The sequence below is a fragment of the Flavobacterium sp. LK-23 genome (assembly GCF_058135255.1).
Genome location: NZ_JBYUVT010000002.1, coordinates 486,902 through 503,183, shown reverse-complemented (window position 1 = coordinate 503,183; position 16,282 = coordinate 486,902). Strand labels below are relative to the sequence as shown.

Here is a 16,282-nt window from a genome sequence, read left to right as displayed (position 1 = left end):
AAAACGTAACGGGCATATTATGAATGTTATAAATTTTGACTAATTTATTGATTCGTTGGCTCTTCGGCTTTATGAATCTCAACTGATAACTCTTGAGAATCTTCTTTTAAGTCCATCATAATTTCATCACCCGAATGTATTTTTGAAGTGATGATTTCTTCAGCCAGCAAATCTTCAACGTATTTCTGAATCGCTCTTTTCAGCGGTCTTGCTCCAAATTGTTTATCAAAACCTTTTTCAGCGATAAACGCTTTTGCTTTATCAGTTAAGCTTAATTTGTAGCCTAACTCTGCAATGCGAGAATATAGTTTTTTCAATTCGATTTCGATAATCAAATCAATATCTGCTTTCTCTAATGCATTAAATACAATTACGTCATCTATTCTGTTTAAGAATTCAGGAGCAAAAGTTTTCTTTAAAGCGTTTTCGATAATGCTTTTTGAGTTTTCATCAGCTTGAGCTGTTCTTGCAGCAGTACCAAATCCAACACCTTGTCCGAAATCTTTCAACTGACGAGCACCAACGTTAGAAGTCATGATAATAATAGTGTTTTTAAAGTCAATTTTACGACCTAAACTATCAGTTAAATATCCGTCATCTAAAACTTGAAGCATCATATTGAATACATCTGGGTGTGCTTTTTCGATCTCGTCTAAAAGAACCACACAGTATGGTTTTCTACGAACCTTCTCAGTCAATTGACCACCTTCTTCGTATCCAACGTATCCTGGAGGCGCTCCAACTAAACGAGAAATCGCGAATTTCTCCATGTATTCACTCATATCAATACGAACTAAAGCATCTTCAGAATCAAATAATTCTTTTGCTAATACTTTAGCCAACTGTGTCTTACCAACACCAGTCTGACCTAAGAAAATGAATGAACCAATTGGTTTGTTTGGATCTTTAAGTCCAGCTCTGTTACGCTGAATAGAACGAGCGATTTTTAAAACAGCTTCATTTTGACCAATTACTTTATTCTGAATCAATTCAGGCAATTGAGCCAATTTGTTGCTTTCTGTTTGAGCAATTCTGTTAACAGGAATTCCAGTCATCATAGAAACAACATCGGCTACGTTATCTTCTGTAACTTCAATTCTGTTGTTTTTAGAATCTTCTTCCCATTGTTCTTGTGCTGTAGCAAGATCTTTTTCGATACGTTTTTCATCATCGCGAAGTTTGGCTGCTTCTTCATATTTTTGTTTTTTAACAACCATATTTTTCATTTCGCGAACTTCTTCTAACTGACGTTCTAAATCCAAAATTTGTTTTGGAACATCGATGTTAGTGATGTGTACACGTGAACCTGCTTCGTCCATTGCATCGATTGCTTTGTCTGGTAAGAAACGCTCAGACATATATCTGTTTGTTAGCTTAACACAAGCTTCAATAGCTTCTGGAGTGTAAGTTACGTTGTGGTGATCTTCGTATTTATCTTTTACGTTGTTCAAAATTGCGATTGTTTCTTCAACAGAAGTTGGTTCCACAATTACTTTTTGAAAACGTCTTTCTAAAGCACCGTCTTTTTCAATATACTGTCTGTACTCATCAAGAGTAGTAGCACCAATACATTGAATTTCTCCTCTAGCTAAAGCAGGTTTGAACATGTTTGAAGCATCAAGAGAACCTGTTGCTCCACCAGCGCCTACAATAGTGTGGATCTCGTCAATAAAAAGAATAATATCGTCGTTTTTCTCCAGCTCGTTCATTACGGCTTTCATTCTTTCCTCAAATTGTCCTCTGTATTTCGTTCCAGCAACTAAACTTGCTAGATCAAGAGTTACAACACGTTTGTGGAAAAGAATACGCGATACTTTCTTTTGGATAATACGTAGCGCCAGTCCTTCTGCAATAGCAGATTTACCAACTCCAGGTTCTCCAATAAGAAGCGGATTGTTCTTTTTTCTACGGCTTAAAATTTGCGATACACGCTCAATTTCTTTTTCACGTCCTACAACAGGGTCTAATTTTCCTTCTTCGGCCATTTCTGTTAAATCTCTCCCAAAATTATCTAAAACCGGAGTCTTAGATTTTTTGTTTGACTTATTGGCGGGATTATTAAAACTGCTTTCTTTAAGACTGTCATCTTGTCCTGAATCATCATTATATGATTCGTTTCTTGGCAAGTTTTCTAAGAATTCTTCTTCGTTTGGAGTCATATTTAAATACTGTTCTTTAGCTACGTCATAATCTATTTTTAGTTTATTCAATAGCTTGGTTGTTGGATCGTTTTCGTTTCTCAAGATACATAACAGCAAATGTGCCGTGCTTATCGATGAACTTTGAAATACTTTTGCTTCAAGAAAAGTGGTCTTCAGGGCTCTTTCTGCCTGTCGGGTAAGATGAAGGTTTTTCTTTTCTGCATTTACTTCAACGCTCAAGTTGGCAGGGCTAAGTACTTCTACTTTTCTGCGTAAATGATCTAAATCGACAGCTAGGTTATTAAGTATATGAATAGCTTTTCCGTTACCATCTCTTAAAATACCTAGCATAAGATGTTCTGTACCAATAAAGTCGTGCCCTAAACGAAGAGCTTCTTCCTTACTGTACGTAATTACATCTTTTACTCTTGGTGAAAAATTATCATCCATAATATATAATTGGTATTGTAAATTTAGTGAATTACTGTTTTAAAAACAAAAACCGTACCTTCAAGAACTACTGTCAGCTAATAGACGAAAAAAAAGAGAATAAAAGAGTTAAAAAACGCCTAATTTATTAACTAAAAGCGGAAATAAAGTTGTTAATAAATCATTTAAATAAGTGTAAGGAAATAGCTGAAAAAATTTTAAAAAAACGTATCTTGGCACGCTTTGAAACTAATGTAATTATTAAAACATAACAACTTATGTCTGAAGGAGAAAAGTTAATTCCTATTAACATTGAAGATGAAATGAAATCAGCTTACATCGATTATTCGATGTCAGTAATTGTATCGAGAGCGCTTCCTGATGTTAGAGATGGCTTGAAACCAGTGCATCGAAGAGTTCTTTACGGAATGTATGATTTAGGTGTAACATCAAGATCTGCCCACAAAAAGTCTGCGAGAATTGTAGGGGAGGTTCTGGGTAAGTACCACCCGCACGGAGATACTTCTGTATATGATGCAATGGTACGTATGGCTCAGGAATGGAGTATGCGTTATTTATTAGTTGATGGTCAGGGTAACTTTGGTTCTGTCGATGGAGACAGTCCTGCAGCAATGCGTTATACTGAGGCCAGAATGCGTAAAATCTCAGAAGATATTATGGCAGATATCGAAAAAGAAACAGTTGATTTTCAGCTGAACTTTGACGATACTTTATATGAGCCAAAAGTAATGCCGACAAGAGTTCCTACTTTATTAGTAAATGGAGCAACTGGTATTGCGGTTGGTATGGCGACTAATATGCCGCCACACAATTTAACAGAGGTTATCAATGGTACTTTAGCATACTTAGATAATAATGATATTGAGGTTGACGAATTAATGACACATATTAAAGCTCCTGATTTTCCAACGGGAGGTGTAATATATGGTTATGAAGGCGTTCGTGAAGCTTTCAAAACGGGTAGAGGACGTATTGTAATGCGTGCTAAAGTTGGTTTTGAAGAAGTGGACGGAAGAGAGTGTATCATTGTTACTGAAATTCCATATCAGGTTAACAAAGCCGAAATGATTAAACGTACGGCTGATTTGGTTAACGAGAAAAAAATTGAAGGTATTGCGAACATTCGTGACGAATCTGATAGAAATGGTATGCGTATCGTTTATATCTTGAAACGTGATGCTACACCAAACGTGGTTTTAAATACCTTATATAAATATACTTCATTACAATCTTCTTTTAGTGTAAATAATATTGCATTAGTAAAAGGCCGTCCGCAAATGTTGAATCTGAAAGATATGATTCATTATTTTATTGAGCACCGCCACGAAGTCGTGGTTAGAAGAACTCAGTTTGAATTACGTAAGGCAGAAGAGAGAGCTCACATCTTAGAAGGGTTAATTATTGCTTCTGACAATATCGACGAAGTAATTGCGTTAATCAGAGGATCTAAAAACACAGATGAAGCGAGAGAAAAATTAATCGAAAGATTTAAATTATCAGATATTCAAGCTCGTGCTATTGTTGAAATGCGTTTACGTCAGTTAACAGGTCTGGAGCAAGATAAATTAAGAGCGGAGTTTGAAGAATTAATGAAGTTAATTGAGCATTTGAAAGCTTTATTAGCAGATGTTAATTTGAGAACAGATTTGATTAAAGAAGAGCTTACAGAAATTCGTGATAAATACGGTGACGAAAGACGTTCGCAAATCGAGTACTCTGGAGGAGATGTGAGTATTGAAGACTTAATTGCTGACGAAAATGTGGTTATTACAATTTCGCACGCAGGTTACATCAAACGTACAAACCTTACAGAATACAAAACGCAAAATAGAGGTGGAGTTGGACAGAAAAGTGCTGGAACAAGAGATCAAGATTTCTTAGAGCACATGTTCGTGGCAACAAACCACCAATATATGATGTTCTTTACCCAAAAAGGAAAATGTTTCTGGATGCGTGTTTACGAAATTCCAGAAGGAAGTAAAACAGCGAAAGGTAGAGCAATTCAGAACTTGGTAAACATTGAAAGTGATGATAAAGTAAAAGCTTTCATTTGTACACAAGATTTAAAAGACAAAGATTATATCAATACGCATAATCTTGTAATGGTTACCAAACAAGGTCAGGTGAAGAAAACTTCTTTAGAGAAATATTCTAAACCAAGAGCTAATGGAGTTGCTGCCATTACAATTAAAGAAGGAGATGAGTTAATTGGAGCTCAGTTGACAAACGGAGAAAGCCAAATTATCTTAGCGGTTAAATCTGGTAAATTAGTTCGTTTTGAAGAAACTAAAACACGTCCGATGGGAAGAACAGCGTCTGGAGTTCGTGGAATTACTTTAAAAGATGAAACTGACGAGGTAATCGGAATGGTTACTGTAGATAAAAACGATATTTCTACTTCTCAAATCTTAGTTGTAACTGAAAATGGATACGGAAAACGTACTAAATTGGTTGACGACGACGGAGAAGACGTGTACAGAATTACAAACCGTGGAGGTAAAGGGGTTAAAACACTTAATATCACGGATAAAACAGGTAAATTGATCTCGATCAACGCTGTTACTGATGCAGATGACTTAATGATTATTAATAAATCTGGATTAACTATTAGAATGGCAATCGAAGATTTACGTGTTATGGGACGTGCAACTCAAGGTGTTCGATTGATTAATCTTAAAGGAAAAGATTCTATCGCAGCTGTAACAACTGTAATGAAAGATGATGCCGAAGAAGTAGAATTAGATGAAGATGGAAACGTAATCGGTGCAATTGAGAGAGTTAAACCAGATTTGGAGGTTCTAGAAGATGATGGATCTGTAGAAGAGGAAGACGACTCTGATGATGAAGTAGAAGAGGAAGACGATGCTGAAGCAGAAGATGAAGAGTCTGAAGAATAAGTGAAAACAGAAAATTAAATACAAACAAATACCATTATGAAAAGTAAATATGTAATACTTGCATCAGCATTACTGATCTCTGTAGCTACGTTTGCTCAGAAAGATCAAATTAAGAATGCTGAAAAGGCATTAAAAGGCGGAGACGCACAAGGCGCTATTGCTCAATTGAAAGATGCAGAGAACTTAATTGCAAATGCTAAAGATACAGAACAAGCACAATACTATTTCGTTCAAGGAAATGCTTTTCTTGACCTTGCAAACAAAAAGGTAGAAGAAGGTAAAAACTTATTAGCAGCAGCAGACAGCTACAAGAAATTAATTGATGTAGAAAAAGCTTCAGGAAAACAAAAATATTCTACACAAGCAGCAGCGTCAATTACTAACATTAAAGGATTATTAATTAATTCAGCAATTGCTGATACACAAGTAAACAAACATGCTGAAGGTGCAAAGAAATTGTATGAAGCATACGAGTTAGACAAGAAAGATACAATCAACTTGTATTATGCAGCTTCTACAGCTGTGAATTCACAAGATTATGATCTTGCTTTGCCAATGTATGAAGAGTTGAAAAAATTAAACTTTTCTGGAAAAGGAACTTTGTACTTAGCTGTAAACAAAGCTAACGGAAGTGAAGATAACTTTGCTAACGCTAAAGAAAGAGATTTAGCTGTTAAATTAGGAACTCACGAAAAACCTAAAACGGAAGCTATTCCGTCTAAAAGAGGTGAAATCTACAAAAACTTAGCTTTAATTTTAGTTCAAAAAGGACGTACTGAAGATGCTAAAAAAGCAATCTCTGATGCTAGAAAAGCAAACCCAGAAGATTCTTCTTTAATTCTAACGGAAGCAAATTTATACTTAGAAAGTAAAGATTACGAGACATACAAAAAATTAGTTGGTGAAGCTTTAGAAAAAGATCCAAAAAATGCTGATTTAGTATTCAATTTAGGAGTAATTAGCTCTGGAGCTAAAAACACTGCTGACGCAGAGAAATATTACTTAAAAGCAATTGAAATCAATCCTGAGTATACAAATGCTTACTTGAATCTTGCTGCTTTAAAATTAGAAGCTGAAAAACCAATCATCGACGAGATGAATAAATTAGGTACTTCTGCTAAAGATATGAAACGTTACGATGTTTTAAAAGCACAAAGAGAAGCTGTTTTCAAAGGAGTTATTCCTTACCTTAAAAAAGCAAACGAATTAGATCCTAAAAACGAGGATGTTTCTAAAACATTATTAGGAGTTTACAATGCTCTTGAAATGACTGCAGAAGCTAAAGCTTTGAAAGCAAAAATGTAATTACAAGCTTTTTAAAATATAAAAAAAACCATCCGCCTTGGCGGATGGTTTTTTTTATGCTTTTAGCTGATTAATTCAGCAGATAAAGTAATGGTGGTATTTAATAGTTTTGAAATCGGACAGATCTCTTTTGCTTTGGCAGCCGTTGAAGCAAACTCTTCGGCAGAAATTGATGGTACTTTCCCTTTTAAATCTAAATGAATTAAAGTAATAGATCCGTCTTCAAAAGTTACTGTCGCTTCGGTGGTTAAATCATCGGCTGTAAAACCTGCTTCATTCAATAAAAAACTTAATTGCATGGTAAAACACCCTGAATGCGCTGCGGCAACCAATTCTTCTGGATTTGTACCAACGCCATCAGCAAATCTTGTTTTAAAAGACAGTTGTGCATTATCTAATGTGGTGCTTTGCGTGCTTATTGTTCCTTTTCCTTCCATACCGGTTCCTTGCCAGTTGGCGTGTGCTTTTCTTGTAAATTTCATATTCTCCTTATTTAAAAAATTAGTATTAAATGTTATTTGTTTAATTGCCAGTTAATAGTGGTAACTCAAATATAATCAATATTTTGCAGAATAGTTTTATGAAATTTAATGAGATTGTTAAGTTTTGGGTTTTAGGTTGTAGTGAGTTTTAACCGCAAAGTACGCAAGGGTTTACGCAAGGCACGCAAAGTTTTTAAGTTTGTTCGAGGTTTTATAATCTTTGTCAAAGTTTGAAACTTTGACAAAGTTTTGCGTCATAAAAAAAGACACAATGATTGTCATTGCATCTTTTTAAATTATAAAAAAATAAAATTCCAAATTCCAATTAAGCGTTGCCAATTGGAATTTGGAATTTAAAAAATTGGAATTTCTAGTATTTATTCTTGTCCCAAGTTTCTTAATTGTTTCAATTTATCTTTCCAAACTTCAAGGCTTTCTTTGTGAATGGCAATGTTTTTACGAACTTCTGTAACTATTGAATTCTCTTTTTTAGCATTTTTAGTATTGGTAAAGAACTGAATGTTATTTTCTAACTGGAAAATTTCATTTTGAACTTCCTCAATTTTACGCATAATAAAGATTTTTTCATTGTCTAATTTACGCGTATCATTGCTGTCAGATAAAGAATCAATACGATTTGCAAAACGCATCATTTCAGATTCTTTTTTGCTTAAGCTTAGTTTCTCAAAAAGAGCATCTAAGATTTTATTGAACTTCCCTTCTATGTGTCTTCTAGAGAAAGGAACTTTACCAAATCCTTTCCAAGTTTCAATATGTGCTTTTATGGCATCTAAATCTGTTTTGTGATCTCCAGTCAATTGGAAAGATCTTAAAGTGTCTAAGTATGCTTTTTTGTTGTCAAAAGCGGCAACTTCTTCACTGTTCTCTTCCGATTTATGCTCTTTTAATTTATCAAAATAATGGTTGCAGGCATCCTTAAATTCTTTCCAGATTTTATCGGAATATTTTTTAGGAACATGGCCAATTTGTTTCCATTCTTCCTGGATCTGTTTCATTACAGGAGTTGTAGCTGAGAAATCAGTGCTTTCCTGTAATTCTTTAGCTTTTGCAACAAGAGCCAGTTTTTTATTTAAATTATCGTTTTGGTCTTTTTTGATATCCTTATAAAAAGAATTTTTGAAAGCGTTGAAATTTCGAACAGCTGTTTTAAATGCTGCCCAAGTTTCTTCATTTACCTCAGAAGGTACTTTTCCTGCAGCAAAGAACTCATTTCTTAACTCTTCTACTTTCTGAATCTGAATAAGCCATTGCGAATGAGAATTTACTTTTTCGCTTCCAAGCACTTCAATTTTAGCAATAATTTCTTTTTTGGTTTCAAGATTTTTTTGCTCGTTTGCTCTTTGGCTTTCAAACAAAAGTTCTCTTTTATCGTGTATTTTTTTAGTCAATTCGCTAAATTGATTCCAGATGGCATCACGGTGCTCTTTAGAAACTGGTCCTATTTCTTCTTTCCAGATTCTGTGTAAATCCTGTAATTCACGGAAAGATTTGCTTACATCGGTATCGTTTACCAATTCTTCAACGCGCGCTATAATCTTTTGTTTTAGTTCTAAATTATGTTTAAAATCTAAATCTCTAGCCTCACGATCTAAGTGTAGATAATCGTAGAAGTTTTCTACATGAAAATGGTAATTGTTCCAAACGTGATTGTATTTGTCTTTTGGAATCGCTCCAGCATTTTTCCATCTTTCTCTTAATTCATTAAAATGCTTAAGAGTGTCTTTGATGTTTTCTTGCGGATTGATTAATTCCTTTAATTCTTCAACAATAGCCAGACGATTCTCTAAATTGCTTTTTAGATTGGTTTGTAAATGTTTAAAATGAGCATTTCTTTTATCTCTAAAAACATTATAATATTCGTCAAATTTTGATTTTAAAGGAAGATGATATTCAAATTCTTCATTAGGATCTGGATTAGAAGCTAAAAATTCTTCTTTTTTCTCCTCTATAAGATGGTGATACTGTAGTAAAAAAGCTTTTTTGATTTCTTCAATATGATCTTTTACAGACATTACTTTGTCTATATTAACCAATTTTTTAAGTTCATCAACAAGAGCGTCAAGTGAGAAAGTGTTGTAATCCTGCATAGGAATGTCATGACGATCTTTTAAAGTTTCGTCCTCACTTTCAGCAGCATTTGAACTTGTAATGACATCTAATGCTTCTTGATGATCATTTTCTTGTTTTTCTACTTCATTTTGAGTTTCTGAGACCAAATCTTTGGTCAAATTTTCAGAATCTGATGTTTCGATTGCATCATTTGCTACAGAATCATTTATTTCGATTCCAGATTTTCCGTCTGCTTCATGCAGGTTATCATTCTTTTCTTCTAACATCTTTAAAATGTATAAGGTTTTTATTTTTAACAATGCGAAAGATAGTAAAGGTGTTTCTAAATACAAAATAAATCACTTGTTTATACGGTATTTTACGATGAAATTCCTATTCTTTCTGAAAGTTTTCTAGTATGTTGAATCTGTTTTTAGCGAATTGCTGAAGGATATATAAATTCAAAATTGGCATTGTAAATAAAATAGACTCTCAATAATCTAATTTTTTAGGACTTATTTTGCTATTCTTTTAAATTAAAAAAGAATCAACACTCCAACTTCCATTCCCCAATTATAGGTTCTGTTAGGGCCAAAACCAGCGCTCGGGTGTATGTAAACAAGATTTGAAGGTGTAATTTTTCGTCCAAATTCAATAAAAGCGTTATTTTGAAAGCCTTCAATAACAGTATTGTATCGAAGTGCTACATCTCCAGAAATCCAGTTTTTTCCAAAAAAATGCATCAATAGATTTTCTAAAAGTGCAGTGCTAATGTCGGAACGATCACTATTTCCAGCAAAACTCTGCTGATATTCAACCGTAGTCAGTAGCAGAAACTTTTTTTGATTGAAATATCTTCCGTAAACCATAGCGGGCATGACAACCCATTTTCCGGTTCCAAAATTTGGATCTTCGGCTGTGTTAGAATAAACTCGGGTTCTTACCGCAATACCGTTGTTATTTCTTAAGTAAGGAATAAAACTGATTCCGCCTCCAACATCTCCGATGGCTGTTTTGTTGGTTGAAGTTGTGTTGGTAGAAACAAGAGGAAGATCAAAACGTAGATTCCAGGCTTTATTGCCAATTGGTAGTAAGAAACGAACCTGTGTGGTGTTAAAAGAACCTTTGTCGGTATCTAGATACTCATTGTAAAACAAAATTGTTTTAAGAAAATAATGATAGCGAGGCTCAGATAACGGACTTTGTATAGTGTCTGCGTTTTGAGCTGAAAGTAGGTTGTGTAATAAAAAAAATAAAATGCTAAGTAATTGTATTTTCTTCATAACCACTTGTTAGTTAGTGGATTAAAAGTACGAAAAATACATTAACATTTTATTTTTTGATACTTATTTTATTTATTCCAGATTTTCCATGCTTTTTCAGCTTGAAAAATAAGCATATCGTGACCATTTTTAATTACAGCGCCCATTTCTTTTGCTTTTCGTAAGAAAGTGGTTTCTGCTGGATTATAGATTAAATCGTAAGCAATGTGTTTTTCTGTGAAATACTCGTATGGCAAATTCGGACAAGCTTCAATATTTGGGCTTGTTCCAACTGGCGTACAGTTGATTATAATTTGAAAATTGTCAAAAGTAGTTGCATTGATCAAATCATAGTCAATGATGTTTTCTTTTGCTTCTCGAGAAACAAAAGTATACGGAATATCCAATTCGTCCAAAGCAAAAGCAACACCTTTAGAAGCGCCTCCTGTTCCTAAAATAAGCGCTTTTTTATGATGCGGTTCTAATAATGGCTTAAGAGACTTTTTGAATCCGTAGTAATCGGTATTGTATCCTTTTAATTTGCCGTTTTTGGTAAATTTAATGGTATTAACAGCGCCAATTAGAGTGGCTTTTTTTGATAATTTATCTAAGAATGGAATAACTTGTTCTTTGTACGGAATAGTAACATTTAAACCCTTTAAATCAGGATTGTTTTTAATTAATTCTGTGAAGTAATTAATTTCAGAAATGTCAAAATTCTCATAGCTGTTGCCAGCAAAAACTTCATTATTAAATTTTTCTGTAAAATAACCTTTTGAAAAAGAGTAGCTTATGTTGCGTCCTAATAATCCAAAACGTCTTCTTAATAAAATATCAACCATTCTTATTTACGATGTTTTTCTATATAATTTTTTACTGTTTTTTTTGCCCAAACAACTGGGAATAAATCTTCAATTAGGATGTAATTATCAAAATTTAGACGTAAGCCATTGCTTAAGTGGAATTTAGCTTTTGTGTTATCTTGAATCGTAAAATACAATCCAGCCAAACGATATTCGATTTCGTTTTCTTCTGGGAAGTATTCTGAAGCTTGCAATAAAGTTTGAATGGCAGTTTCAAATTCTCCTAAAAACTGAAGAATATCAACCCAGTACAACCAAGTATCTAATGCATAATCTCCAAATTCAACCGCTTTTCTAAAACCGAATTCGGCTTCTTCAAAGAAATTCATTTGTTTGTTGATTGTAGCATATCTTTTCCAGTACAAACGATTCTGATTGTCAATCGCTAAAGCTTTATTCACAAAAAATAATGCTTTTTGATAGTTTTTCTGGCGAAGGTGAAAATCTGTAATCGCAATCCAGCCTTTGTCTAAAAGCGGATCTTCATGTACAGTTTGGTTATAATATTGGATTGCTTTCGCTAAATTTCCAAGTTTTTCATAACATTTTCCAATTCGAAGAAGGGCATACGAAGTCGCATCGTCCAATTCGATGGTTCTGTTATAACTTTCAATTGCTTCATTGTATTTTTTTAGACGCTCGTAAGCTTTTGCTTTTTCCATAAAAGCGCCTAAAAATTCATCATCAATCAGCGTTGCATAATCAAATGCACGAATTGCTGCTTCATATTCTTTTATGCCATAATGAAGGCGTCCAAGCTGATGCCAAGCGATTTCGCTGTAAGGGTTTCTGTTGATATAATCGTTAAGATAAACAATAGCTTCTTGATTTTGGTCTAAAAACTCAAAGCAATACACTACGTTATAAAGAGCAGATTGATCTTCTAAGTCTTCTTCAAGACATTTGATAAAACTGTCCTTTGCAAGTTCAAGGTTATCCATAAAAAGATATTCCATTCCGATCAAATTGTACACATCAGCGTAATCATCAGTGTATTGAAGCGCGATTTTTAACAGTTCAACCGCTTTTTCGTGCTGATCTCTTTTTGAGCAGATATTGGCTTTCTGGATATATATTTCCTCGTTGTTGGGTTCAATTGCGTATAACTCATTCAAAAGCTTTTCAGCAATGTCGAGTTTGTCATCATAAACCAGCATTTCTACTTGTACTAACTTTAAGCCTGTAGATTTCGGGTGCTGGTCTAATGCAAGTTTTAAGGCCTTTTTTGCTAAATTAGCCTTACCTATGTCTAAATAATGAAGAATGATTTCCTCAAATTCTTCAGAATCAAAAAAGAGCACTTTGTTAGTTTTTAACATCGACTCAAATTTGGATAGGGATAGGTTATAATCTTCTTCTTCGTTGCTTAATTGCATACTTCGTATATTTGAAATTAGCCTGTTATAAATTTAGGCAACCATATAATCGCTGTAAGGATAAGAAATTAATTGTTTTGAACAATTTAATTAACAATATATGGCGTTTTTTATTCTATTTTGGGAAGAAATCTCCTTTGTTGTAAAGGGATTAGCTTCGGTTTTGTCATTTTTTTATTGGTATCGAAAGACTTTTTTGAAATAGAAATGGAGCTTTAATTTCTGTCAGTTTTATTAAAACAGCGCTCCAAATAGTTTTGTATTTTAGTTATTGTTCTTCTTCATTATTTCGTCCATCACGTCTAAAATAATGGCACAACCTTCTCTAATTTCTTCTTCAGAAATAGTCAAAGGAGGTGTAATTCGTATCGCGCATCCTTCAAATAAAAGCCAGAATAAAATAAGTCCTCTGTCTTGACAGGTTAAAATGACTTCGTTTGTAATATCTGCCGATTCTGTCATAGCGGCAAGCATTAATCCTTTTCCTCTAACTTCTTTAATCAAAGGATGTACCAAAAGCGATCTGAAGAGTTTTTCCTTCTCCAGCGTTTCTGCCATTAAATTTGTTTCAGTTAATTCTTGCAAAGTAGCCAAGCAAGCTGACGCAATGACAGGGTGACCTCCAAAAGTGGTAATATGTCCTAGTTTTGGATTTTCTGTTAAAAGGTCCATTTTTTCGGCAGAAGCAGTAAAAGCACCAACTGGCATTCCGCCGCCCATTCCTTTACCCATAACCACAATATCTGGAACAACATCATAATTTTGGAAGCCAAAAAGTTTTCCTGTTCTTCCAAAACCTGGCTGAATTTCGTCAACAATCATTAAGGCTCCAACTTCATCACAGCGTTTACGTACTTTTTGAAGGAAATTATTTTCTGGCTGAATAAAACCGGCGCCTCCTTGAATGGTTTCTAAAAGAATGGCTGCCGTTTTTGTAGTTATTTTTTGCAGATCTTCTTCGTTATTGAAAGTAATAAAATCAACATCTGGAAGCAAAGGTCTGAAAGCTTGTTTTCTTTCTTCAAATCCCATAACGCTCATCGAACCCATGGTGTTTCCATGATAAGCATTATGACATGAAATAAGCTGACTGCGTCCTGTAACTCGTTTGGCTAATTTTAAAGAGCCTTCAATCGCTTCTGTGCCTGAATTGACCAAATAGGTTTTATTTAAAGATTCTGGAAGCAGAGAGGCCATTAATTTGCAATATTGAACGGCTGGACTCTGAGAGTATTCTCCGTAAACCATTACATGCGAATATTTATCTAATTGATCTTTTATCGCCTGATTTACTCGCGGATGCTGATGTCCTAAAGTACACGCCGAAACTCCAGCAACAAAATCTAAATATTTTTTATCGTTTGTGTCGTATATGTAAGAGCCAATGGCATGCGAAACTTCCATTCCGAGTGGGTAAGGAGAAGTTTGCGCTTGGTATTTTATAAAATCTGGATTCATTTTTTTAAGTTGCTAAGGTACTGAGATACTAAGATTCTAAGGTCTTTTAACTTTACGCTTCAGTTAACTTTGTGTTTTAAATTATCGTAGAACTTTAAACTGTCACTGAGACTGAAAACTACTTAATTTTAGGCTTCGGTTCCGCTTTGGCAGCTGGTTTCTTCTTGTCGTAATTCAAGGTTTCTTTCCTAATTTTCAGTGGAACGTTTTTGCCTTTTTCCTCTTGATCTTTTCCTTCTTTAATCAGCTTTTCATTGAGTTCATTATCTTCTGCAGAAAAAATATCGTCTTTAGACTTTATTCTTTCATCGCCTCGCCATTTCATTCCTCGAAGTTTTCGAGCATTTTCTGGAAGTTCGTCTTCAGGAAAAATATCACCGTCCACTTTATTAAAGAAAGTAATAGTTTCGATCGCATTATTTTCTAATATCATGTTGATTTTACTGCTGACATTTTTATTGATTCCAATTAGCTCGTTGGCATCATTTCTCATGTAATAAATGACTTCAGTGTTTTTAATGACATCCACATCATGCAATTTTCCATCCCGGAATTTTCCAAACAAATTAATTCCCTTGACTTGATTGAAACCTGTCCCGAGCGTGTCCTTGGAGAGTACGAAAGTATTATTGAGCACTTTTAAGGAGTCAATTTTCCTCGTTTTATTGTCGCCAATTAAGTGCATTACGTCGCCCGTAATTTGGTTGTCGCCATTCCAAAGAATCGGATTTCCTATAAGCTTTGTCAAAGCGCTTTTAGAATCTGAGTGTATAGAATCGCACTTACCGCTCATATCTGTTTTATAAAAACGAACATTGTTAAAAGCGCGCAGAATTCTTTCGCCTTCTTTACCTGTTACCATTAATTTTTTTCCGTGAATGTAAACCGAGTCATTTTCAACCAAATTGATGGCAACAGCTCTTTTGGTTACAAACATCGAATCCTTGAGTTTGTAAAGCTCTGCGTAATGGCCTTTTACAATTCCTTTGTTAATCGAATCGGTAATTTTTACATTTCGTGTTGCCGATGCAAATTCAATATTTCGATTATAATACAAACTATCGCCTTCTATAAGCCGGTCATCGTACTTAATGTAGGACCTTCGCAGAAAATGGGCTAAGTTTTTCTTTGTATCGTAAAAACCTTTTTCGGTATAAATGTAATTGGCTTTACTTGTAATGGTTGAAGGGCCAAGAAGATACGTATGTCCAGAATTACTGTAATAATCCAAATGGTTTGATTTAATCACATATTTAGGATTCGTAATCGTAACTTCAGTCAAGAACTGAAATTTCTTTTCTTTTACATAATACCTTCCAGATTTACTCACCAAAGTATTGTCTTTGTTTACAATCGTACCTTTTGTATTATAAAATGCTTCTTGAACATTTCTGTCAAAATTAATAGTGTCAGTTTGCAAAGTGGCATCTGGAGAAGTTAAAACCGCATTTCCTGTAGCAAAAGCTTTTTTTTCATTTCCGCTATACTCCGCATATTTACTATTCAAGAATAAAGTATCTCCTTGTACTAATTGTACATTTCCGAATGCTTTTAAATAATTTTCTTTTTGAAAAAAGTAAGCTTTGTTGCAAGTTAGCACAACACCATCATGATTCACTTTTACATTTCCAGTAAGTAAAAGCGCATCAGGTACATTAACTTGATCCACGTCAGAAAAGTCGGCATTCTCGATGACAATTGTTTTCGGAGATTGAGCAGGTTTTTTTGCTTGCGCGAAAGTGAATTGAACGCTTAAAAAAGACAGACACGTAAATATGAAAAAGAGTGATTTCTTCAACTGATTAAATTTTTGTCAAATTTATAAAAAAGGATAGAACCTGTGGCGGTTATTAGCATTAATTTATAATTAGTCATTAACAGTCCAAAGTTGAATTTAGGCATTATTTAATTTTTCAACAAAATAACAAACTCTCACGTTGTAGTAGTTGTGTTTTAAGTTGAAAACGGCGTAAATTAG

The 16,282-nt window shown here is 34.1% G+C and carries 10 protein-coding genes; 2 read left to right on the top strand and 8 right to left on the bottom strand.

Features of this window, described 5'->3' with window-relative positions; all coding sequences use genetic code 11:
* Positions 1 to 44 precede the first annotated feature (44 nt).
* A complete protein-coding gene (locus AC3Y25_RS05650; protein WP_095930861.1) occupies positions 45 to 2,591 on the bottom strand; it encodes an ATP-dependent Clp protease ATP-binding subunit in 2,547 nt (848 codons plus the stop codon).
* 257 nt (positions 2,592 to 2,848) lie between these two features.
* Between AC3Y25_RS05650 and gyrA the strand changes: the two genes are divergently transcribed.
* Together gyrA and AC3Y25_RS05640 are read left to right on the top strand one after the other, a co-directional pair.
* Positions 2,849 to 5,488, top strand: a complete 2,640-nt coding sequence (gene gyrA, locus AC3Y25_RS05645; RefSeq protein ID WP_379801392.1) for a DNA gyrase subunit A — start codon at positions 2,849 to 2,851, stop codon at positions 5,486 to 5,488.
* A 36-nt stretch (positions 5,489 to 5,524) separates the two neighbouring features.
* On the top strand, positions 5,525 to 6,793 hold the full coding sequence (locus tag AC3Y25_RS05640) for a tetratricopeptide repeat protein (protein WP_489902040.1): 1,269 nt from the start codon (positions 5,525 to 5,527) through the stop codon (positions 6,791 to 6,793).
* A 62-nt stretch (positions 6,794 to 6,855) separates the two neighbouring features.
* On the opposite strand, the gene AC3Y25_RS05635 is transcribed toward AC3Y25_RS05640, so the two are convergent.
* From AC3Y25_RS05635 to AC3Y25_RS05605, 7 genes are all read right to left on the bottom strand, one after another.
* On the bottom strand, positions 6,856 to 7,275 hold the full coding sequence (locus AC3Y25_RS05635) for an OsmC family protein (protein ID WP_095930858.1): 420 nt from the start codon (positions 7,273 to 7,275) through the stop codon (positions 6,856 to 6,858).
* Between the two features lie 377 nt (positions 7,276 to 7,652).
* On the bottom strand, positions 7,653 to 9,632 hold the full coding sequence (locus tag AC3Y25_RS05630; protein WP_489902039.1) for a DUF349 domain-containing protein: 1,980 nt from the start codon (positions 9,630 to 9,632) through the stop codon (positions 7,653 to 7,655).
* A gap of 249 nt (positions 9,633 to 9,881) precedes the next feature.
* Positions 9,882 to 10,628: a lipid A phosphoethanolamine transferase gene (locus AC3Y25_RS05625; protein ID WP_427873042.1), complete on the bottom strand. Its 747-nt coding sequence runs from the start codon at positions 10,626 to 10,628 to the stop codon at positions 9,882 to 9,884.
* A 68-nt stretch (positions 10,629 to 10,696) separates the two neighbouring features.
* The gene (locus AC3Y25_RS05620) at positions 10,697 to 11,449 is read right to left on the bottom strand and encodes a shikimate dehydrogenase family protein (RefSeq protein ID WP_095930855.1); all 753 of its coding nucleotides are present in this window, start codon (positions 11,447 to 11,449) and stop codon (positions 10,697 to 10,699) included.
* A gap of 2 nt (positions 11,450 to 11,451) precedes the next feature.
* The gene (locus AC3Y25_RS05615; protein WP_489902038.1) at positions 11,452 to 12,846 is read right to left on the bottom strand and encodes a tetratricopeptide repeat protein; all 1,395 of its coding nucleotides are present in this window, start codon (positions 12,844 to 12,846) and stop codon (positions 11,452 to 11,454) included.
* A 264-nt stretch (positions 12,847 to 13,110) separates the two neighbouring features.
* Complete coding sequence (locus AC3Y25_RS05610; protein ID WP_489902037.1) at positions 13,111 to 14,304, bottom strand: aspartate aminotransferase family protein; 1,194 nt, start codon at positions 14,302 to 14,304, stop codon at positions 13,111 to 13,113.
* A gap of 118 nt (positions 14,305 to 14,422) precedes the next feature.
* Complete coding sequence (locus tag AC3Y25_RS05605; RefSeq protein ID WP_489902036.1) at positions 14,423 to 16,102, bottom strand: OstA-like protein; 1,680 nt, start codon at positions 16,100 to 16,102, stop codon at positions 14,423 to 14,425.
* Positions 16,103 to 16,282 lie beyond the last annotated feature (180 nt).

What these genes read in the sequence shown, in the direction of transcription:
- gyrA (WP_379801392.1), top strand. Translation starts at nt 2,849, where the DNA reads ATGTCTGAAGGAGAAAAGTTAATTCCTATTAACATTGAAGATGAAATG.
- AC3Y25_RS05610 (WP_489902037.1), bottom strand. Translation starts at nt 14,304, where the DNA reads ATGAATCCAGATTTTATAAAATACCAAGCGCAAACTTCTCCTTACCCA.
- AC3Y25_RS05625 (WP_427873042.1), bottom strand. Translation starts at nt 10,628, where the DNA reads ATGAAGAAAATACAATTACTTAGCATTTTATTTTTTTTATTACACAAC.
- AC3Y25_RS05630 (WP_489902039.1), bottom strand. Translation starts at nt 9,632, where the DNA reads ATGTTAGAAGAAAAGAATGATAACCTGCATGAAGCAGACGGAAAATCT.
- AC3Y25_RS05650 (WP_095930861.1), bottom strand. Translation starts at nt 2,591, where the DNA reads ATGGATGATAATTTTTCACCAAGAGTAAAAGATGTAATTACGTACAGT.
- AC3Y25_RS05635 (WP_095930858.1), bottom strand. Translation starts at nt 7,275, where the DNA reads ATGAAATTTACAAGAAAAGCACACGCCAACTGGCAAGGAACCGGTATG.
- AC3Y25_RS05620 (WP_095930855.1), bottom strand. Translation starts at nt 11,449, where the DNA reads ATGGTTGATATTTTATTAAGAAGACGTTTTGGATTATTAGGACGCAAC.
- AC3Y25_RS05615 (WP_489902038.1), bottom strand. Translation starts at nt 12,846, where the DNA reads ATGCAATTAAGCAACGAAGAAGAAGATTATAACCTATCCCTATCCAAA.
- AC3Y25_RS05640 (WP_489902040.1), top strand. Translation starts at nt 5,525, where the DNA reads ATGAAAAGTAAATATGTAATACTTGCATCAGCATTACTGATCTCTGTA.